This window comes from Peptostreptococcus porci (assembly GCF_009695815.1).
GTDB classification, from domain to species: Bacteria; Bacillota; Clostridia; order Peptostreptococcales; family Peptostreptococcaceae; genus Peptostreptococcus; species Peptostreptococcus porci.
On the sequence record NZ_VUNE01000001.1, the window covers coordinates 374,668 to 394,798 of the forward strand.

The 20,131-nt window shown below is 31.9% G+C and carries 16 protein-coding genes; 12 read left to right on the forward strand and 4 right to left on the reverse strand.

All coding sequences use genetic code 11. The annotated features are described in order from the left end of the window. The first annotated feature begins 148 nt into the window (after window positions 1–148). From FYJ71_RS01625 to FYJ71_RS01635, 3 genes are all read left to right on the forward strand, one after another. The gene (locus FYJ71_RS01625; protein WP_154537069.1) at window positions 149–709 is read left to right on the forward strand and encodes a nitroreductase family protein; all 561 of its coding nucleotides are present in this window, start codon (window positions 149–151) and stop codon (window positions 707–709) included. A gap of 402 nt (window positions 710–1,111) precedes the next feature. Continuing rightward, complete coding sequence (locus FYJ71_RS01630) at window positions 1,112–2,848, forward strand: ABC transporter ATP-binding protein (RefSeq protein WP_154537527.1); 1,737 nt, start codon at window positions 1,112–1,114, stop codon at window positions 2,846–2,848. Next, window positions 2,808–4,703 (forward strand): ABC transporter ATP-binding protein, encoded by a 1,896-nt coding sequence (locus tag FYJ71_RS01635; RefSeq protein ID WP_154537070.1) that lies wholly within the window; start codon window positions 2,808–2,810, stop codon window positions 4,701–4,703. The genes FYJ71_RS01630 and FYJ71_RS01635 overlap by 41 nt, the downstream gene beginning before the upstream one ends. 85 nt (window positions 4,704–4,788) lie before the next feature. On the opposite strand, the gene FYJ71_RS01640 is transcribed toward FYJ71_RS01635, so the two are convergent. Further along, on the reverse strand, window positions 4,789–6,828 hold the full coding sequence (locus FYJ71_RS01640) for a cell wall-binding repeat-containing protein (RefSeq protein WP_154537071.1): 2,040 nt from the start codon (window positions 6,826–6,828) through the stop codon (window positions 4,789–4,791). Between the two features lie 321 nt (window positions 6,829–7,149). Further along, window positions 7,150–8,577, reverse strand: a complete 1,428-nt coding sequence (locus tag FYJ71_RS01645) for an alanine/glycine:cation symporter family protein (RefSeq protein WP_154537072.1) — start codon at window positions 8,575–8,577, stop codon at window positions 7,150–7,152. 540 nt (window positions 8,578–9,117) lie between these two features. Between FYJ71_RS01645 and FYJ71_RS01650 the strand changes: the two genes are divergently transcribed. Both FYJ71_RS01650 and FYJ71_RS01655 read left to right on the forward strand, forming a co-directional pair. Beyond that, window positions 9,118–9,867: a TVP38/TMEM64 family protein gene (locus FYJ71_RS01650; protein ID WP_154537073.1), complete on the forward strand. Its 750-nt coding sequence runs from the start codon at window positions 9,118–9,120 to the stop codon at window positions 9,865–9,867. Window positions 9,868–9,886: 19 nt separating this feature from the next. Then, complete coding sequence (locus FYJ71_RS01655; RefSeq protein WP_328597736.1) at window positions 9,887–11,011, forward strand: (Fe-S)-binding protein; 1,125 nt, start codon at window positions 9,887–9,889, stop codon at window positions 11,009–11,011. 161 nt (window positions 11,012–11,172) lie between these two features. Here FYJ71_RS01655 and FYJ71_RS01660 read toward each other — a convergent pair whose 3' ends face one another. Further along, window positions 11,173–11,772, reverse strand: coding sequence for a hypothetical protein (locus tag FYJ71_RS01660; protein WP_154537074.1), 600 nt, complete (start codon window positions 11,770–11,772; stop codon window positions 11,173–11,175). Window positions 11,773–11,969: 197 nt separating this feature from the next. On the opposite strand from FYJ71_RS01660, the gene FYJ71_RS09875 reads away from it, so the two are divergent. Further along, a complete protein-coding gene (locus FYJ71_RS09875) occupies window positions 11,970–12,245 on the forward strand; it encodes a hypothetical protein (protein WP_195836877.1) in 276 nt (91 codons plus the stop codon). 102 nt (window positions 12,246–12,347) lie between these two features. On the opposite strand, the gene FYJ71_RS01670 is transcribed toward FYJ71_RS09875, so the two are convergent. Next, window positions 12,348–13,529: an amidase domain-containing protein gene (locus FYJ71_RS01670; RefSeq protein ID WP_154537075.1), complete on the reverse strand. Its 1,182-nt coding sequence runs from the start codon at window positions 13,527–13,529 to the stop codon at window positions 12,348–12,350. A 301-nt stretch (window positions 13,530–13,830) separates the two neighbouring features. Here FYJ71_RS01670 and FYJ71_RS01675 point away from each other — a divergent pair, with 301 nt between their 5' ends. The 6 genes from FYJ71_RS01675 (at window position 13,831) to FYJ71_RS01700 (ending at window position 20,130) form a co-directional block, all read left to right on the forward strand. After that, a complete protein-coding gene (locus FYJ71_RS01675; protein ID WP_154537076.1) occupies window positions 13,831–14,769 on the forward strand; it encodes an AAA family ATPase in 939 nt (312 codons plus the stop codon). An 18-nt stretch (window positions 14,770–14,787) separates the two neighbouring features. Continuing rightward, on the forward strand, window positions 14,788–16,584 hold the full coding sequence (locus tag FYJ71_RS01680; RefSeq protein WP_154537077.1) for a vWA domain-containing protein: 1,797 nt from the start codon (window positions 14,788–14,790) through the stop codon (window positions 16,582–16,584). A 102-nt stretch (window positions 16,585–16,686) separates the two neighbouring features. After that, window positions 16,687–17,079 carry a large conductance mechanosensitive channel protein MscL gene (gene mscL, locus FYJ71_RS01685; protein ID WP_154537078.1) on the forward strand — a complete coding sequence of 131 codons (393 nt, stop codon included), beginning with the start codon at window positions 16,687–16,689 and terminating at the stop codon, window positions 17,077–17,079. Between the two features lie 55 nt (window positions 17,080–17,134). Further along, a complete protein-coding gene (locus FYJ71_RS01690; RefSeq protein WP_154537079.1) occupies window positions 17,135–17,653 on the forward strand; it encodes a transcription repressor NadR in 519 nt (172 codons plus the stop codon). Then, complete coding sequence (locus FYJ71_RS01695) at window positions 17,643–18,449, forward strand: TatD family hydrolase (protein ID WP_154537080.1); 807 nt, start codon at window positions 17,643–17,645, stop codon at window positions 18,447–18,449. Before FYJ71_RS01690 ends, FYJ71_RS01695 begins: the two co-directional genes overlap by 11 nt. Continuing rightward, window positions 18,442–20,130, forward strand: a complete 1,689-nt coding sequence (locus FYJ71_RS01700) for a phosphoenolpyruvate carboxykinase (protein WP_154537081.1) — start codon at window positions 18,442–18,444, stop codon at window positions 20,128–20,130. The genes FYJ71_RS01695 and FYJ71_RS01700 overlap by 8 nt, the downstream gene beginning before the upstream one ends. Window position 20,131: the final 1 nt, after the last annotated feature.

Genomic DNA, 20,131 nt, shown 5'->3' on the forward strand with positions numbered 1-20,131 from the left:
AAAAATGAATATTATATGGTTCAAAAACATGGTATAATAAGGGAGTAAGTATACTGTGTTTTAGCTGTGTAGAATAGGAACGAGGATAAATCTGCACAATGAATGCTTAATATTATCGAGTTTTTTATTTGTAATGGAGGATGACTATATGGATTTTTTAGATTTGGCTAGAGAAAGATATTCTGTAAGAAGGTACAGTGACCAAAAAGTTGAGAAAGAGAAAATTGAAAAGCTTATTGAAGCAGCAAGGATTGCTCCGACTGCGGTTAATCTTCAGCCTCAGAGAATACTTGTTGTAGACAGTGAAGAGGGTATAAAAAAATTAGAAAAAAGTACACCCTTTATGTTTGGTGTGAATACTGCTTTTGTCATATTTTACGATAAAGGAGAAAGTTGGAAGCAAACTTACAATCGTACTGACTACGGTCCTATAGACGCTGGTATTGTGGCTACTCACATTTTGCTTGAAGCTACTCAACTAGATTTGGGAGCAGTATTCGTCGGTCACTTTAAAACTGATGTAGTTTGTGAGGAATTTGATGTTCCAGAATTTTTAGTTCCTATAGCCATTATACCTATTGGTTATCCTGCAGAAAATTCTAGACCGGCAAAATTGCATACACAAAAGAAAGATATTTCTGAAACTGTATTCTATAATTCACTAGATGGTGTGAAGCCGGGTGTTGGAAAAGACTATAGTTTAGATTAAATTATTATGAGTTATGTAAAAAAATTTTTATTTTATAAAATTGTATCAGGGCTAGTGGTATGATAAATTATTAAGATGTCAGTTATTGTAGTATTAAGTATTATATTACGATAACTGACATTTTTTATATTGTTTCTATAAGAACATCAATAGTCGCTTATAATAACAAAGAATTATAGTAAGCATTTTTTTGCTAGTGACACTCAAATATTCATGAAAAATTGGTATCGTTTTTTTAAGATTTTTTAAAAATATGGCTATTAAAATAATAAATATTGGTGTAAAATTGTAATATTATGGTATTAATCTATTTATATTGGTAGTGATAAGAAAATAATGGGAAAGATTTCTGTACAAAAAATATCACTACTATGGAATTGATAAATGAAAAGGAGTGATTTGATGTATAAGAGCATTCTCTCTAGAGTTAGAGAATTTAAGAAACATTCTTTTTTGGCACCTATGTTTATTACTTTGGAAGTTTTTATGGAAATATTGATTCCATATATGATGGCCAAAATTATTGATGTGGGTATTAAAAATTCAGATATTTCTTATATTGTAAAGTTGGGAATAATATTGTTTGTTATGGCGATGCTATCACTGTTTTTTGGTGCTATGGGAGCTAGATTTGCTTCTATTGCAGCTACAGGTTTAAGCAAAAATATTAGATCAGACTTATTCGAGAAAATTCAAAAATTTTCGTTTAAAAATATCGACAAATTTTCATCTGCAAGCTTGGTCACAAGGCTTACCACAGATATTAATAATGTTCAGATGGCATATATGATGGGAATTATAATGGTTGCAAGAAGTCCCATTATGATGATTGTGGCACTTGTGATGGCTTTTATTGTAAATTCAAAGGTATCTATGATATTTTTAGTAGCAATCCCTATACTGATAGCTATTATGTACTTCCTGATAAAAAAAGCAGATCCAATGTTTGTAAAAGTGTTTGAAGAATATGATGTATTGAACAATACAGTATCAGAAAATGTTAATGCTCAAAGGGTTGTGAAAGCCTACGTTAGAGAAGATTTTGAAAATGAAAAATTCAAAAAATTATCGTTAAAAATTTTTGGCTTATTTGTAGATGTTGAAAAATTGATAGCACTTTTCAATCCATCGATAATTTTAGTAGTGTATTCCGTGATAATCGGCGTATTTTTAATCGGTGGAAAGTATGTTGCCAGCTCAGTGATGACTACAGGTGAATTGACAAGTTTGGTCATTTATTCCATTCAGATACTGATGTCAGTAATAGCAGCTTCATTTGCGTTTATTCTTTTGATTATTGCCGAGACATCTATTGAAAGAATTTGTGAGGTTTTTGATGAAGTTCCTTCTATGGATATAAATGAAGACGGAGAGAAAGATATTAAAGACGGAAGCATAGTATTTAAGGATGTTGATTTTAGCTACAGTGAAGATGGAAAAAGACTGGCTCTTAAAGGTGTAAATCTTGAAATAAAATCTGGTGAAACAATTGGAATAATAGGTGGTACTGGTAGCTCGAAATCTACATTTGTGAGTTTGATTCCTAGATTGTATGATGTTACAAACGGAGAAATATTGGTTGGTGGCAAGAATGTTAGAGCATATTCACTATCAGACCTAAGGGATTCTGTATCGATGGTATTACAGAAGAATACTCTTTTTACTGGAACTATTGCCGATAATATTCGCTGGGGTGATGAAAATGCATCGCTTGAAGAAGTGGAATATGTGTGTAAATTGGCTTGTGCAGATGAGTTTATTCAGCGTTTTCCGAATAAATATGACGAACTGATAGTCGAAGGGGGAAACAATGTATCTGGTGGTCAGAAACAAAGGTTGTGTATTGCGAGAGCATTGCTTAAAAAACCAAAAATATTGATTTTGGATGATTCGACTAGTGCCGTTGATACAAAAACTGATTCAAGAATTAGAGATGCTTTGAAAAATGATATGAAGGATACTACTAAGATAATAATTGCGCAGAGAATTTCATCAATAGAAAATGCGGATAAGATAATAGTTTTGGATAATGGAAATGTAGTTGGTTTTGATACTCCAGAAAACCTATTGCGAGAAAATGACATATATAAGGAAAATTATGAATTCCAAAAGAAGGGCGGTGTTGCAATTGAAGGATAATTATGTTTCTAAAAAAACATTGCGTAGATTGTTTGGGTACATCGTCGGTAAAAATAAGTTGAAATTTTCGATTGTTATAGTAGGAATACTACTGAGTTCTCTTGGTACTGTGGCAATTTCACTATCATTAAAAGTATTGTTAGACGACTATATTGTTCCACTGATAGGGAAAACAGATCCTGATTTTTCTGCGTTTTATAGGTCTCTAATTGTATTGGGTTGCATTTTCCTTGTCAGCCTTATCGCAAGCTTTGTCTACAATAGATTGATGGTAACAATAGGTCAAGGTGTGTTAAAACAAGTGAGAGATGAGATGTTTGAAAAACTTCAAACTTTACCGATTAGATACTTTGATAATAATACGAATGGTTCTATTATGAGCTTGTTTACGAATGATACTGATGCATTGAGACAGATGATTAATCAATCAGTTCCACAGGTATTGTTAAGTGGAATGACAATTATTGCTACTTTTATTTCGATGTTGATTCTTAGTCCAATCCTTACTATTTTGGCAGTTATAGTTGTGATTGTTCTACTTACAGTGACAAGAAAGATAGCAAGGCATAGCGGTAGATTTTTTATGACGCAGCAAAAAAACGTAGCATCGCTAACTGGATTTATTGAAGAGCGATTTTCAGGTCAAAAAGTGGTTAAAATTTTCAATCATGAAGAAAAGTCTATTGAAGAGTTTAATAAACTGAACGAGGAGTTGTTTGAAAGTGCGAAAAATGCAAGCCTTTATGCTAGTATTGTAGCGCCAATAGTTTCTAATATTGGTAATATATTCTTTGTTTTAACTGCAATTATAGGAGGAGTGTTGTCAGTAAATGAAATAGGAGGAGTCACTATTGGGGTGTTAGTTGCGTATATGCAGTTTTCGAAAAACTTTACTCAACCTTTTATGCAGATATCTCAACAGTTAAATTCAATAAATCTAGCCTTGGCTGGAGCTAGTAGAATATTCGAGTTGTTGGATGAAGGAACTGAGGTAGACGATGGATATGTAAGTTTGGTAAATATTGTAGAAGAAGCTGGTAAAATAAGAGAAGTTGAGGAAAAAACTGGTTTATGGGCATGGAAACATCCACATGCCGACGGTACTTTGACTTATACAAAGTTATCGGGTGATGTCAGAATCGAAAATATGTCATTTGGATATACTCCCGAAAAGCCAGTATTAAAAAATATTTCCCTATTTGCAAAGCCTGGTCAAAAGATAGCTTTTGTAGGTGCTACAGGTGCTGGGAAAACCACAATAACGAATTTGATAAATAGGTTTTATGATATAGATGAAGGAAAAATTAGATATGACGGAATAAATTTATCAAAAATCAAGAAGGAATCTCTTAGAAGATCTCTTGGAATTGTGTTGCAGGATACACATTTATTTACAGATACCATCATGGAAAATATAAGGTATGGTAGATTAGATGCAACTGATGAAGATGTAATAACTGCTGCCAAGCTAGCTCATGCTGATGGATTTATCAATATGTTACCAAATGGATATAATACTGTGTTAACAGGTGCCGGAGACGAATTATCACAGGGGCAAAAACAGTTACTATCCATAGCAAGAGCAGCAATTTCCAACCCTCCAGTGCTAATACTTGACGAAGCTACTTCGAGTATAGACACGAGAACGGAAGCAATTGTTCAAAAGGGGATGGATAATTTGATGAAGGGAAGAACTGTGTTCGTTATTGCTCATAGATTATCGACAATTAGAAATAGTGACGCTATAATGGTGTTGGATCACGGAAAAATCATAGAGAGAGGCTCACATGACGAATTGATAAAGCTTGAAGGAGCATATTATCAATTGTATACTGGAAAAGTCGAGTTGGAGTGATTGAATACTTAAAAAAATTTAAAAAATGATTCAAAACAAGAAATCCACCAAGGGTAAAGTAATTTTTACTCTCGGTGGATATTTTTTATCTTATAACAACAGCAAATCTTCTGTTGTCATAGTTATAGCATTTTTCGACGATAGATCTAGATTTCCAGTAATAGAAAGGCTTTTGTCTATTGCCTCCTGCTTTTTCATGATTGTAAGGATCCGCAACATAAAAAGACATTTTTATTGGATCATAGCCAGTCAGTAGTACAACATGGTTATTCCAAATTCTTTTTGTACTTACTCCGTCAATCGGAAGAGTCTTGTAGTATGAGTTATTCCAAAACAGCGTTTCATATGCTACTACTGTGTTCCCGTTTTGGATTTCCTTGATAATTTCATCTATTGAAGCTCCCTGTATATTAACAACATTACCGTATTTTTGCCCATATTTTGCCAATGGTTCTGGATCGATTGTCTGGAATCTTCCTTGTTCTACATTATATGGAGATCCGACATAACCTTTTGCTGGATTGCTCTGTGTTTTTGGCATATTGTCAAGGAATTTTCTCAAACTGATATCAGTGTAGCCCTTACCTTTTAATCCCATTAGTAGTGAAGTTGGTTCACAACCATTTGGTGCATATATAGGGTATAACTGTGATTCGTACGGAACATGATTAACAACCTTACCGAATGATAATTGATTGTAGCTTTCAAAATTTTCTGCAAGGACCCAACCAGAAATATTATTGTATTTAATTTTTATTATAGCTTGATTTGTACCCATTTTTTGATCTTGTTCCAATACATCTACTATTTTTTTTGTAGGCACTGCTCCTATTTTTGAAGAAAGATTCTTATCAGAATATATGGATATGTTAGTTTTTGAAACTGCATTTTTACCTTTTATTGTAGATTCTTGAGTGTTTGGCTTGCTTTGGCTATTATTTCCATCATTTTTATCTTCAGGCTGTGAGTTGATATCTTGTACAATTTCCTCGCCTTTGATTAGCCTCTCTATATTATTTCTTGTCTTTTCTGAAATGGTAGATTCTCCACCTAAAATAATCGCCTTGTCTATTTTTCTTGTTTTAAAGTATTCTTGAATTGAGGAATCAATCTTATTTTTCGATACTAGTAGTATAGGAGCACCTATTTTTTGGGCAAGAGATGAAGAGGCAAGTGCGTCTGGAAAAGATTCACCCGATGCAATAATCACTATTCTCGAATTTATTTTTTCAGATATTTTTACGCTAGTGGCAAATCTATCCATGCCAGAGAGTCTTTCATAGCTTGCAAAACTATATTTTGATGTAAGCTCATTCACTATTTTGCTTGATACAGAGCTTTCACCCCCAACTATATTTACAAATGACGTATTGGCTGACCTTAATATGCTATCAAATGAATCAGGTAATTGATCTTTCTTTGTTAATAGCAATGCCGAATTTTTTGTTATTGGAGAAGCTGCCAATGCGTCGGGAAAATTCAACCCGTTAGCAAACACAATGTTTTCTTTTTTGCTAAAATAAAATATTTTTTTGCAGGTATCATACCTATCTTCACCAGCAAGTCTCGTTATTTTTTTTACAGTAGATATTCCGGCAAGCTGTTGCTCCACATCATAAGAGATTGAGTTTAGCCCACCCAATATTATCACTTCACTTGATTCTAGTCTTTTTATTTCAGATACAATGTCTTGTTGAAGATTTCCAGAAATTAAAAGGACAGGATATTTTCCATTTGTGATACCAGAGGCAGCAAGTGCATCTGGGAAATTTCTTGCATCAGCAAGTATTACTTTTTCGGATTTGTCATTCTGAAATTGACTGATGGCGATTGAAGTTTGAACTCGGTCAATGCCAGCAATTCTTTCGGTAATCGAATTACTTTCAATAAAAGAATAAACCTTTCCATTTCCATTTGAATTATCTGTTATTTTTTCTGATTGCGTATTACTAGCATTAGAGTTGACAGTATTTGATGCAGAATTATTTGTTTCAACATTTGAATTATCCGATGATAATATTACATTTTCATTACTTGAATTTACTGGCTCAGATGCAAAAACTGTAGAGCCTAGATTGGCAATGAAAATACTAGAGAGTGCAATCGATAAAAATTTCTTCTTCATACTTATTATTCCTTTCTTCTATCTGTAAATGGTTTTGAAAACGAATATGAAATATTTAATAAATATTTATTAAATTAATAGTCATTTTGCTTCTTTTAATACTATACTAGTTTAGCATGGTAGCATTTTAATTACAACACATTTCTAAAAAAATGCAAATGTTTATAAATACAAATGCTTATATATGAATAGTAAAATAAAAAAACTCGCAACATTTTCATTACATTAATGTAGTGAAAATACGCGAGTCATTTTTTTTATACACCTTGAAGATTAGTAAAACTTCAAGAGAAATATGTCGTTTATAGTAACTTATAGTTATTACTTCCAGAAATCTGTATCTTGCTTTAAGTTGATATCAGCAGATTTAAAGTGAGGATCTTTTCCAGCTTTTTTCTGTTTTTCGTAATCCTTCAATGCACTCACTGCAATACCACCAAGAATCAAGATTGATGGAACGTTTGTTATTACCATCAAACCTTGAGCCAAATCGGCTGTATCCCATACGAAACCAGCATCTGCAACTGCACCAACAAATATTAAAATTGTTGCAATTCCTCTAAAAATCATTGTTTCAGTCTTTGTTACGTCTCTGTTTAATATAAATCTTAAACAACCTTCACAGTAAGAATAGTTACCGATCAAAGTAGTAAAGGCAAATAGCGACATCGCAACAGCAATAAATATAGGTCCAAAGCTTCCTAGTGTAGATCCTATTGATGCTTGAACATATCCAGCAGCATCGGCACCACTAGAAGATACGAAATTAGCAGGCGATACATTAGTGCTTAGACACATAAAAGCTGTAGCAGTACAAATTAATAATGTATCTATAAACACTGATAGCATCTGAACAAGTCCTTGCTTAACTGGATGAGATACATCAGCCATTGCAGCAGCATTAGGAGCAGACCCCATACCTGCTTCGTTTGAGTATAATCCTCTCTTTAGACCCCACATCAAGCAAGATCCAGCGAAACCACCAAATATTGCTTTAAAATCAAATGCACTTGCGAAAATCGCTCCGAACATATGTGGTATGTTTCCAATATTCATAATTAAGACTATGATTGATACTGCAACATAGATAACACCCATAATAGGAACTAAAAGTCCAGTAACATTAATAAGTCTTTTTGCACCACCAAAAATAATAATACCGAATAATATTGTTAATATTGCTCCAATAACAGCTGGTGTTGAAGCACCATAGAAGCTGAATACTTTAAAAGTGGATTGTAGGTTATATGCTGCAAGCATATTGTAACCAACTGCATACGTGAATATTACAAAGCATGAGAATATTACGCCTAGCCATCTTGCATTTAAAGCATCTCTCATATAAAATGCAGGTCCACCATAACTTGAGCCATCTGGGTTTTTCTTCTTATATACTTGAGCTAGAGTAGATTCAACAAAGGCTGTTGCACCACCTATAAATGCTGTAACCCACATCCAAAAGATAGCTCCTGCACCACCAAGTATAATAGCAGTACATACACCTATTATATTACCAGTACCAACTCTAGATGCGGTAGAGACCATTAGAGCTCCAAATGACGAAACTCCGCCATCTTGACTTGGTTTTTCAGTTACGACTCTGATTGATTCACCAAAGTGACGAACCTGCATCAAACCTGTTCTGAAAGTGAAGTATATTCCTCCTGCAATTAGAAGTAAAGGAACACACCATGGTTGATAGATAACATCAACGATTGCCAACACAATTTTGTCCATTGCTTCAAACATATTTTTTCTCCTTTTTTACAAATAAAAATAAAGTATATTTTAAAATAACTTAAAATATAATACGATTACTATAAATAGTTTATCATATGCTTAAATATATGTCTATATATTTTGAGTGATTTTAGTCAAAAAATAAATTCGAATAAACGTTTTCTCAAACGAAGTCTATATAACAAAATATTCTGAATAATGCATATAGTTAATAGTTTTCTGGTATTTGTATTCAAAATGTTATTAATATAAAAAGTTAATAGTGATATATCTTAGTTTTATTAGATTTTTAACAGAAATAAATATCGGTATATGGCATTGTGAATTGAAATGAATAAATTTTAAAAAGTAGAAAAATTTTGGTATGTAATGGGTAAGGGAGTTATTAATTTATTTTTTCTATATGTATAGAAGCTAGTTATCAAAAAAAGCTATAGTATTGGTTTAAATAGTATGAAATAGATTATAATTATTGAATAAAAGGTGATTATTGAGTAGAATAGTTATTACAATGAGGTAAGTATATATAGAGAGGTTTTGAGATAAACTATGGAAGAAAGTAAAAAAACAGTAGAAATTGTGGATAAAAGTATAAATGATAAAAGTATAAAAAATGAAAATACAGAGGAGAAAATTAAAAATTCAAATTTAATAAAAAAGGCTACGATTGTTATTGGATTGATATTTTTAGTAATTATATATAAAAGATATTTGAGTAACATAACGGCTCAAAATATTAGGGCATGGATTTCAACCTTTGGAGTTTTTGCTCCAATTGCATATATGTTCGTTTGGGCGTTGTTGCCAATTTTCTTCTTTCCAGTTCCCGTATTGGCTCTTGCCGGTGGACTTTCGTTTGGGTTGATAGAGGGTACTGTTTTCACATTGATTGGTGCAATAATCAATAGTTCACTGATGTTTATTATAGCCAAAGTTCTTGCAAAGGATATGGTTAGAAACTATTTGGAGAAAAAATTGCCAGAAAAGTGGTGGAAGATTTTTATGGAATCAGAGGGCAGACAAGGGTTTATAATAATTTTTATTTGCAGGCTTATACCTATTATGCCGTATAATGTAATTAACTATGCTGCTGGGTTGACAAATATAAGCTTTTTAAACTATTCTCTTGCAACAGCGATAGGTATATTACCGGGAACTTTTGTGTTCATCAATGTCGGCGATAAATTATTAGATGTGAAATCGCCAGAGTTTGTCGTATCCATTATTCTTTTGATTATGTTGATGGTCGTGTCTGTTTTGCTTGGAAAATATGCGACCAAAAGACATGATCAAAGATAATAAATAAGGAGGGATGGTCGTGGAAAAAAATTCAGGAATTATATTAGACGAAATTACAGATAGATGTAGCTTTGGGGAGATTACAGAAAAATGTGCCGATACTAATGATAAAAGAACGAGTGAAGGAAAAAGGTACTCAATGGAATGTATTCATTGCGGGTTATGCACAAAAAACTGTACATTTTTATCAAAATATGGGATGGATTTATCAGATTTTGAAAGTAGACAGGATTTGGCGTACAATTGTTTCTTATGTGGAAAGTGCAAAATTGTATGTCCAAAAGATATAGATGGAAGAAAAATTGCGATTTCAATGAGAAAGAAGCATTTGAGAGCGAATAAGGGAAAGATAAATTTTAAGGGATACAACGGAATAATTTGGGAAAAAAAGAATTATTTGTTCAAAAATTATAGGCGTGCAAAGGTAGGCAAAAGTGCCATTTTCACTGGCTGTAATTTTCTTTCATATTTGCCCAAAACTGCTGATAAATTGATTGACTTGATGAGAAAGTATGGAATAGGTGCTATTTTTGATTGTTGTGGTAAGCCAATTTCTGAGCTTGGGTTTGAGGACAAAGAAAAAAATATTATCGAATCACTCAATAGACGACTTAAAGAAAATGGTATAGAGGAATTGATTATGGTATGTCCAAACTGTTACTATTTTCTAAAAGGAAAATTAAACGTAAAAATAGTCGATATTTATTCGAAGCTAATTGAACTTGATGCTGATATTGGATTACTTGGAGATGAACCCAAAGCATTTGATAAAGATGTGAATGGTGTTGGGCATGATGATAAGGTATTTTCTTTTTTTAGACCATGTCCGGATAGAGAAAGCAATGAATTTTTTGGTGTTGTAAGGTCATTTTATAAGGTTGGAAAAATAAATGTTCTTAGAGAACAGTGCTGTGGTGCTGGTGGATGTGCTTCTGCCAGAGAAGGCGAACTTTCAAGAGGATTTAGAACCGATATAAAAGAGCAGTTAAAAGGTGAGATTCTGTATACATATTGTGCAACGTGTGTTGGTTTCTTTAGAATGGAGAATATAGCGACAAAACACGTTTTGAGCGATATTTTAGATATTGAAGAAGATAGTACAGGCAATTCGCTAATAAATAGAGCCAAATATGCTTTTAAATAATTAATACAGAATGTGTTTTAAACAGGTTGTATAATATTTACCATCAACGCTAAATATTATACAACCATATAAAGGCATACCCTACATTCATTTTCATACTGTGGAGAATGTGGGTATGCCATACTTATTTTATACTAATAAATCAATACAAACTAGAATTTTTATTTTACCATAAGAATATTATCAAAAATCTTGTTTGTTTTATCCATAAACAACTTCTTTTCCTGCTGATTTTCTATATGGGTATCTATCATTGAATTATATAAATCTTTCACTTCATTAATATTTAAATATCTCAACCTTTCTCTAACAATATGAAAATTTTCTATTAAATATTGAATATCTTTCACCTCAAAGTTACTATTTTTTTTCAAAACGGAATATATCACATATTCATTGTAGTTAATTTTTATATTGTTCAAACTAGGATCAAGAGCATTATTTTCGATTATCAGATTAGAAAATTTTTTATAATCGTCTTCCTCTTTTCCTATATCTCCGTCAAAATAGTTCATTCTTTCTAACATAGAATAGAAAGTTTCCATTTTATCAATGAAGTTCAGTAATTCTTCTTTGTCATATTTTTCTGGAACTTCAAGTTTCTTAAACTCATCCATAAATAATTTCTGAGTATTTATGATTGTTGCATTTACCAATTTACCATGTTCTCTATTATTATAATTCTTTACTACATTCATTGATACAGCTGCAACTATTACCACTGTAGCAACTACTAGACAAGTAATCAATATCTTTTTCATAATACTACACCATCCCTGTATAATATAGTTGTAGCTAATACTACTTTTTTCTTTTTTGTTCTCTATTTTTTTATGTTATGGAGAGTTTTCTATATCTAATTTTTCTGATGAAAATATATTTGTTATTAGAAATTTAACTAGATATAGTATTTGCCTTAGTTGATGAATGTTCATACTGGAAAAGAAAGCTTGTCGCCATGCTTGGCAAAGTTTTTCCAGAGTACTCAAGTCTATTTTCCAAATTATATGGTGTTACTCCAAAGGAACTATTGTTAAAATATCCTTTACTAGAAGATATGCTAGCTATTTCCGCTGAGGAAGTTGGTAACTTACTTTGTAAATGTAGCAAGGGATATGTTGGTATAAACGAAGCCAAAGAAATTGGTACAGTTACAGGAGTTGTAGCAATGAAAATGACAAATATTATATTCACGGTACTAAGAAATCAAGAAATTTATGTTCCAAATATTTAGTTTTATTATTATATTTTTTGAAAAATATTCAATCAAGCTTATTTGTTATGTAAGAATATCAATGCAAAGCTTATTTATTATTGATATTTGATTAGCTGTTCTTTAAAATGTAAGTGTTTCTTGAACTATTTTTTCGCCTCTCACTCTTTTTAATAATGAATTATCAAAGTTACCGCCAGAATGGTCGTAGTACCAATAGTCATTTGTACCCCTCTTACCACCTACAATTATAGTGTGTCTAGCCTGTCCCGTATTTTTTCTTATTATGGAAATAGGAGTTCCATACTCTGTTCTAAAATAGATGCGACTTGTATCCTTAGGTACATCATGTACCGAAATTCCAGCTCTTGCTCCCCAATGATGTTTAAAGTTACTTGCTTGTGCCCATGAGGCTGAATATTTATAAGGGAAACTGTTTCCATTACCATAATAGTACCAATTACTATTATTATACTTGTCCCCATTTACTTCTCTCATTTCCATTCCGCCGCCCTCATACAAACACTGTGAAATGAAATTCGCACAATCTCCGCCATCTTGATGAAAATTATAGTATCCAGGTGCTGTTCTTTTTAAATTTGCTTTTGCATATTCTACAGCACCTTTTGCATTATAACCTGGTACGGATCTTGTTGAAATTAAATCCACATTGTATTTTTTAAAATATTCAGATTTACTAGATATATCAGATATCAGTTCGCTGTTTACATTATTTGAAAAATCATTTAGTCTGGTCATTAACGAGTATAGCAAATCCACATACTCTTCCTCCTCTAAATAATAATACTGCTGTTTTAACTCATCATAATGTTGAATAATATACTTCATTTTTGCTTCATCAAACGTTTCTATTCCATCAACAAAGTTTTCGTTCAAAAAACGATTCATTACATATTCATTAAAAGCTATCTTAATATCATACGAATTTGGTTCAAAATAATCACCTATTTCATAAATATAGTCCAAAAAGTTCTTTGCCTCTTGTTCGCTTAAATCATTATCTCTAACAAAGCTAATAAAAGATTTTCTTATGTTAGTTGCGTCTTCACCATATAGCATGTCATTCATTTTATTTCGTGCAACATATATATTACTATTTGCACTGCTATTTCTAATAATCTGATTAAGTTTAGAGTTGATATCATCTGTCAGATTTAAATTGTCCTCACCTATGTCAGCATGATAAAGCATACGTTTTCCTAAACAATTCGAATCAATGGAGTGTACGCCTGTACACATAGAAAATACTAATACAATTGATAAAAATACGATCTTTTTATTCATAATTAGAACTCCTTTCAAAGTACTTAATATTAAAAATACAACCAATACTAATCGCGATTATTTCAATTTCATCATAACATATTTTATTTGACGTGTCAAGTAATTTCAATTAATAGAAAGCCGATGATTAATGGGAAATTAGTTGTGTTCCAAATAATCGTCGCAGACACATTATATTATAGTGAGGAAAATTATTTGTATTGTATGGATAACTCTTATGAGTCAGGTATTTTTTTGTTGCTATTTATTAAAAATAGGGTATTATAGATATGTATAAAATAATTATTATGTGAGGATAGATATGAAAGATTTTTTATTAAAACAAGGAGTACCTGAAAAATTACTGATTGAGTTAGACCAGTTTAAAAAATATTATAAAGTAGATGAAAGTGTAGCTGGAAGAGTTCCATCTCCAAGATACAAGTATTATGGTGGAGAAGTATTGAGTAAATCAATTGCAGCATTGCTATCAGGCTATAACATTTTGCTGACAGGTCCAAAGGCAACTGGAAAAAATGTTCTATCGGAGAATTTGGCATTTCTTTTTGGTAGGCCATTGTGGAATATATCTATGAATATAACATCTGATAGTGGAAGCCTTCTTGGAAGTGACACTTTTGTTAATAATGAGGTTGTTCTGAGAAAAGGTCCTGTCTATAGCGCCTCAGAATATGGTGGTTTTGCGGTATTTGATGAAATCAACATGGCGAAAAATGATTCTTTATCAGTTATTTACTCGGCGCTTGATTATAGAAGAATTATCGATGTTCCAGGCTATAGCAAGCTTGATATGCACGAGGCGACTAGATTTATTGGAACTATGAACTATGGATATATAGGTACAAAGGAGTTAAATGAGGCGTTGGTTTCAAGATTTTTGGTTATCGATGTTCCAACTATTTCAGAGGACAACTTCAAGCTTATTTTGGAAAATGAGTTTGATTTAAATGAAGAGTTTTTAGGCTTGTTCACAAAATTATTTATGGATCTTCAAACCAAATCACTCAATGCAGAAATTTCATCAAAATCAGTCGATATGAGAGGATTGCTTTCAAGCATTGAAACTATGAAGCATGGATTAACTGCAAGACAGGCTCTTGATATGGGTGTGGTAAATAAAACCTTTGATAGCTATGAGAGAGAAGTGGTAGAAGATGTCATCAACACTTTGTTTGGAAAAGATGTGTCATACAAAGAAGTGTTCAAGAATGTTGATCAGAAAATAGTTGATTTTTATTAGAGAAATGGTAGGATAATTATGAATAGTAAGTTGAGAAATGAGAATATTGTTTGGACGGTATCAGAGGACTATTCGGTTGTTCCTGCTTTAAATTTATTTGATGAGTATGATAATGAAGATCTTCAGTTTTATAGAATGATGCTGTTGGGTCAGGTGTATAAAGACGTAAATATGGAAAAATTGCTAGAATATCTATCAATAACTATTCCAAAAACTGGTCTAAAGAATGCATTTTTAAAGCTGGTCGAAATTTATCTTGATGATTGCTTTTCGGAAAATCTGTTGAGAAACAGACCTGGAGCCAAAGAGTATAGAGAAAAATTTTATAGTGAAATTGAAGAAAAGTATGCCGCTTGTGATTTTGAAAAAATGACTGTGGAGGAAGAAATAGAGTTTGTCTATTCATCAAGGATTATTGGCAAATATGTTGTAATCAGAGATGTCACTGATGAAATGATAGGCTTTATGAGAAAAAGAAATAATGAAAGAGATACAGATGAAATTATAAAGGTACTTAACGCCTGTTTTCTAAAATATTTTTATAAAAACTATAGAAATTCAAATTCGAATGATGCTGAATTTGAGCTTTTGAAAATTGAAGAAGCAAAATCTGAGAATGAATTGAAGGAAGATGTTGAAAAAGAAAAGCAAAGACTGAACTTCAAAATGAAAAAAAAGCATATAGAAAAATTTAATCCAAAAGATTTAATAGGCGAGGTTTCTATTGAATCTGCTGAATTTACGAAAGCTATTGACGAGGATAAAATTGTAAGAGATGAGAGAGCAGATGATGGCCAATCCAAAAGCAATAGCACAGAGTATTCCAAAGGTGAGATGGAAAAAATGGTTGAATCAAGATACGGTGAGGCGATTTATCCACAATTTATTCTTAAAAATATTGAAAAAGATATAAGTACAGGTATCCATGAAGGAATCAAACTTCATATTACTGAGGGGAATTTCTTAAAGGGAAAATATGACCCGTATTTTGCCAAAGCAATTGATAATCAAAGAGAAGTGAACTATGAGTATTACAAGGATAATGAACTGATTTTCAGAAGATCCATTAATGAATTAAAAGAAGTAATTAGAAAGAAATTTATTTCTGATGAAGAGGATGAGGATAGCTTTTCAAATAGTGGAAGACTTATTCCATCAAGAGTTTGGAGAAATAGATTTTTAAATGATGACAAGATTTTCGTGAAAAATAATTGTTTTGAAATGGAGTCTATAACGGTAGACATTCTTTTGGATGTTTCGGCTTCACAATTGGAAAGAGAGGAGTATGTTGCTGCACAGGCATATATTATTGCGGAAGCACTGACATCTTTAAATATACCAACCAGAGTGGCAGGGTTTTGTAATTTTTTTAATTATTTGGTTGTGACACAATATAGAGATTATAAAGATCCAAGAGGAAAAAATACAAATATTTTTAAATTTAGAGCATCTGGAAGTAATAGGGATGGATTGGCATTCAAGTACATTTCTAATCAAATGAATTTAAGAGAAGAGGAAAATAAAATCCTAATTGTTTTGAGTGATGGAAAACCAAATGATAAGATCAATCTTGGTGTAAGAAGTTTTCCAAATGTTGACGCTCAGGATTATGAAGGTGACATCGCAATAAAGGATACTGCGCAAGAAATATTTAATTTGAAAATGCTTAATAGAAATGTTCTGGGAATATTTACTGGAGAAGAGGAAGATCTGGAGTATGAAAAGAAAATTTATGGCAAGGACTTTGCATACATCAAGGATTTAAACAGATTTTCTAGGACTATAGGATATTTTCTACAACAGATTAATTTTTAATATATAGCTGTTTATTTACAAGTTTTATGTGGTATAATATACTAACATAGATTTCATAATTTATAAAAAAAATAATTTTAGAATATTGAATTGGAGGAAAATATGAAAGGATTTATGAAAGAATTTAAAGAATTTGCTATGAAAGGTAATGTACTTGACATGGCAGTTGGAGTTGTAATCGGTGCAGCATTTGGTGCTATCGTTACTGCTTTGGTTGAAAAAGTGATAATGCCATTAGTTGGTATTATAGCAGGTGGTGTTGATATATCAGGTTTGGCTGTCAAAGTTGGAAGTGCAAATCTTGAGTACGGAGCATTTTTACAGGCTATAATCAATTTCTTGATAATAGCATTCAGTGTATTTGTTTTTGTAAAGATAATAAATACTGCAGCTGGTAAGTTCAAAAAGGAAGAAGAAGCTGTTGAAGAAGTACCAGCAGTAGATCCACAATTGGAATTATTGACTGAGATTAGAGACTTATTGGCAAAGAAATAATTAATTATTTTAATAAGGTATTTTAAACTATTTGGAGGAGTTCTGGAGGTCGTATATGGATAACAATAGTAGAAGAAAAATGATAATTGAACATTTGTCGAATTCTACAAAGCCTGTTTCTGCTTCATTTTTGGCAGAATTATTTTGTGTGAGTAGACAGATTATTGTTGGAGATATCGCCCTCCTAAGAGCTTCTGAGCATAATATTATTTCAACGAATAGAGGTTATATTTTAGATGATATCATGAGAAAAAAACATACTAGGGTATTTAAGGTTTCTCATGATGAAATGCGCACTGAAGAAGAATTGAATATTATAGTTGATTTTGGTGGTAAAATACTGGATGTCTATGTTATTCATGAGCTTTATGGGAAAATAAGTGCAAAGCTAGATCTTTCAAATAGAAATCATGTGCAGAATTTTTTGGAGTGTCTTGATGGAAATGCGAACAAGCCGCTATGCAAGTTGACAGACAATGTTCATTATCATACTGTTGAAGCAGAAAGTGAGGAAGATCTTGATTTAATTGAGAAAAAACTTGTTGAGGGGGGATTTCTTATTGATGAAAAATAGTAATAATATATTAAAAGAAAAAGGAAATAAAGCTTTATTATACGACTTTCACACTCATGTTGAAAATATAGATGAGTTGGAGTCGTATTTTGATTTAAACATTATTCCCATTATAAATATTAGTAATTTTCATGAGTGGGAAATTTTAAAAAAAAGCGACAAGTGGGAAAAATATTCTGAATCGATAAATAATAATTTTTACATTAGTGTTGGAGTTCATCCTTTTGACAGTACACCATGGAGTGAAAAAACAGAAATATTTTATAATAATCTGTCAAAATATTCGTCATTTGTTGGAGAAATAGGAATGGATTCGTGCTGGTCAAATGTGGATAAAAGTATTCAAAAATCAAACTTTGAGAAAAGTTTATATTTTGCGTATAAAAATAATTTTCCTGTTATTTTGCATACAAAGAATATGGAAGGCGAAATTTATGATATAATAAGAAAATACAGTCTGCGATTTATTGTTCATTGGTATAGTTGTGAAAATTATATAGATGAGTATATTTCCTTAGGGTGTTATTTTACTTTTGGACCAGCTTTGTTGGAGGATAAAAATATAAGGACTTTGGCAAAAAAGGTTCCATTAGATAGAATATTGATTGAAACTGACGGTTTATGTGCATTAAAATGGTTGTATAATAAAGATGTCAGTGAAAATGAGTTGAGATATTATCTAGAAATTACGATAGATGAAATAGCCCAGATAAAGGGAATTTCGCCAAGGAAAATGGTAGATATTGTAAATACAAATTCAGAATTTTTATTGAGAAAGGGTGATAAAAATGGTTAATTATAGTGAGGGCAGTCAGTCGCCAGTAATAATCAATTATAAGGAAACATATTACAAGGATATTTTTGAGCTTGTCAACAGCAAGGAATTGGAGAAATTGATGCTGAGTTATGTTTCAATAATAAAAAAGAGAAATGGAAAAATTGCGAGGTTCTTGATAGGAGAAAAATCAAAGCATCAAGCAGCCAGCGATTTTATTCTTTGTTTGAAGAAAATACTTATTTTGGAAATAGATGAGATAGAGGATGATTATTTAAAGGATAAAAATTTATTTTTAAAAACTTTTGAAGATATTTATACTTATTTTAGGAGTAGACTTAAATTTGGTGTAATAGAGCTAAATAACAGCGTGTTGACAGCGAAAAGATTTATTGAGATAGACAATCACTTTAATAATATGGTTTTGAATTTTTATAGAACGATTGGTGAGAAGCTACAAGGGCACCAAAATCAGGTATATAGACAACTAAATCCAGGCTCAAATGCTTGTATTCTATTAAATAATATCGAATGGCAGTCAGGAGATACATATAGAAAGCTGGCTGCAATTCCATTTATCAGTACGATAATGCTACATTCGCCTTTATTAGTTCATCCAGCCTCAAATAAGAGGGTTGGTACTTTCGATGAAATATTCACTCATCCTATGGTCGAGTATAATGAAAGTCCGGAAAACTGGTTCTGTTATCCAGCCAAAATAGGGGAAAGTCTTGCATTTATATATTTCCACAAAGATTTTATGCCTAGTGGTGTTTCTTTGGCAAATCTTTTCGAATTGGCAACAGTAGATGAAATAAGATATAAAAAACCAGATTTGATTTGCTTATTTGGTATGAACACTGATAAAGAGGGTTGCAAATTCTATCATGACAAAGAAAATGACATATATGTTGGACAGGTTGCCTACAATAAAAAGGCTGAGTATTTTGGTTATATCAAAAAGACCTGTTTGACACTTCATAATGTATCCATGATATCAAAAAAGAAGCTTCCTATTCATGGTGCAATGGTAAGTATTACATTGATGGATGGAAGCACAAAGAATATTGCATTTTTGGGTGACTCGGGTGCGGGAAAATCCGAAACAATAGAAGCCTTAAGGATGATATCAGATGATCAAATTAGAGATATGGACATTGTATTTGATGATATGGGAAGTTTCTATTTGAAAGATGGACAAGTATATGCAAAGGGTACAGAGATAGGAGCCTTTGTCAGATTGGATGACCTTGAAAGTGGTGCTGCATATAGAGATATGGATAGAAGTATTTTCTTCAATCCAGAATCTACCAATGCCAGAGTCGTAATTCCAGTTTCAACATACAAGGATATAGTTAAGGGCGTTAAGGTCGATATGTTCCTTTATGCCAATAACTATGACGAAAAAATTGGACTTAACTATTTTACAAATGTGCAAGAAGCAAAGTCTGTGTTCGTTGAAGGAAAGAGAAAGGCATTAGGTACGACTGATGAAAAAGGAATCAGCAAGACATATTTTGCAAATCCTTTTGGTCCAGAACAGAAGCAAGAGGAAACAGAACCGTTGATAGATGAGATATTTGAAGCCTTGTTTGTTACAAACACAAAGGTTGGAGAGATATATACTCAGCTTGGAGTGAATAATTCTGGTGAAGCTATCAAAGAATCTGCAAAGCAATTACTTGACGAATTATATAGATAGG

Bases quoted from the DNA above. Each gene is read 5' to 3' on its own strand.
- FYJ71_RS01625 (WP_154537069.1), top strand. From the start codon at position 149: ATGGATTTTTTAGATTTGGCTAGAGAAAGATATTCTGTAAGAAGGTAC.
- FYJ71_RS01630 (WP_154537527.1), top strand. From the start codon at position 1,112: ATGTATAAGAGCATTCTCTCTAGAGTTAGAGAATTTAAGAAACATTCT.
- FYJ71_RS01635 (WP_154537070.1), top strand. From the start codon at position 2,808: ATGAATTCCAAAAGAAGGGCGGTGTTGCAATTGAAGGATAATTATGTT.
- FYJ71_RS01640 (WP_154537071.1), bottom strand. From the start codon at position 6,828: ATGAAGAAGAAATTTTTATCGATTGCACTCTCTAGTATTTTCATTGCC.
- FYJ71_RS01645 (WP_154537072.1), bottom strand. From the start codon at position 8,577: ATGTTTGAAGCAATGGACAAAATTGTGTTGGCAATCGTTGATGTTATC.
- FYJ71_RS01650 (WP_154537073.1), top strand. From the start codon at position 9,118: ATGGAAGAAAGTAAAAAAACAGTAGAAATTGTGGATAAAAGTATAAAT.
- FYJ71_RS01660 (WP_154537074.1), bottom strand. From the start codon at position 11,772: ATGAAAAAGATATTGATTACTTGTCTAGTAGTTGCTACAGTGGTAATA.
- FYJ71_RS09875 (WP_195836877.1), top strand. From the start codon at position 11,970: ATGCTTGGCAAAGTTTTTCCAGAGTACTCAAGTCTATTTTCCAAATTA.
- FYJ71_RS01670 (WP_154537075.1), bottom strand. From the start codon at position 13,529: ATGAATAAAAAGATCGTATTTTTATCAATTGTATTAGTATTTTCTATG.
- FYJ71_RS01675 (WP_154537076.1), top strand. From the start codon at position 13,831: ATGAAAGATTTTTTATTAAAACAAGGAGTACCTGAAAAATTACTGATT.
- FYJ71_RS01680 (WP_154537077.1), top strand. From the start codon at position 14,788: ATGAATAGTAAGTTGAGAAATGAGAATATTGTTTGGACGGTATCAGAG.
- mscL (WP_154537078.1), top strand. From the start codon at position 16,687: ATGAAAGGATTTATGAAAGAATTTAAAGAATTTGCTATGAAAGGTAAT.
- FYJ71_RS01690 (WP_154537079.1), top strand. From the start codon at position 17,135: ATGGATAACAATAGTAGAAGAAAAATGATAATTGAACATTTGTCGAAT.
- FYJ71_RS01695 (WP_154537080.1), top strand. From the start codon at position 17,643: ATGAAAAATAGTAATAATATATTAAAAGAAAAAGGAAATAAAGCTTTA.
- FYJ71_RS01700 (WP_154537081.1), top strand. From the start codon at position 18,442: ATGGTTAATTATAGTGAGGGCAGTCAGTCGCCAGTAATAATCAATTAT.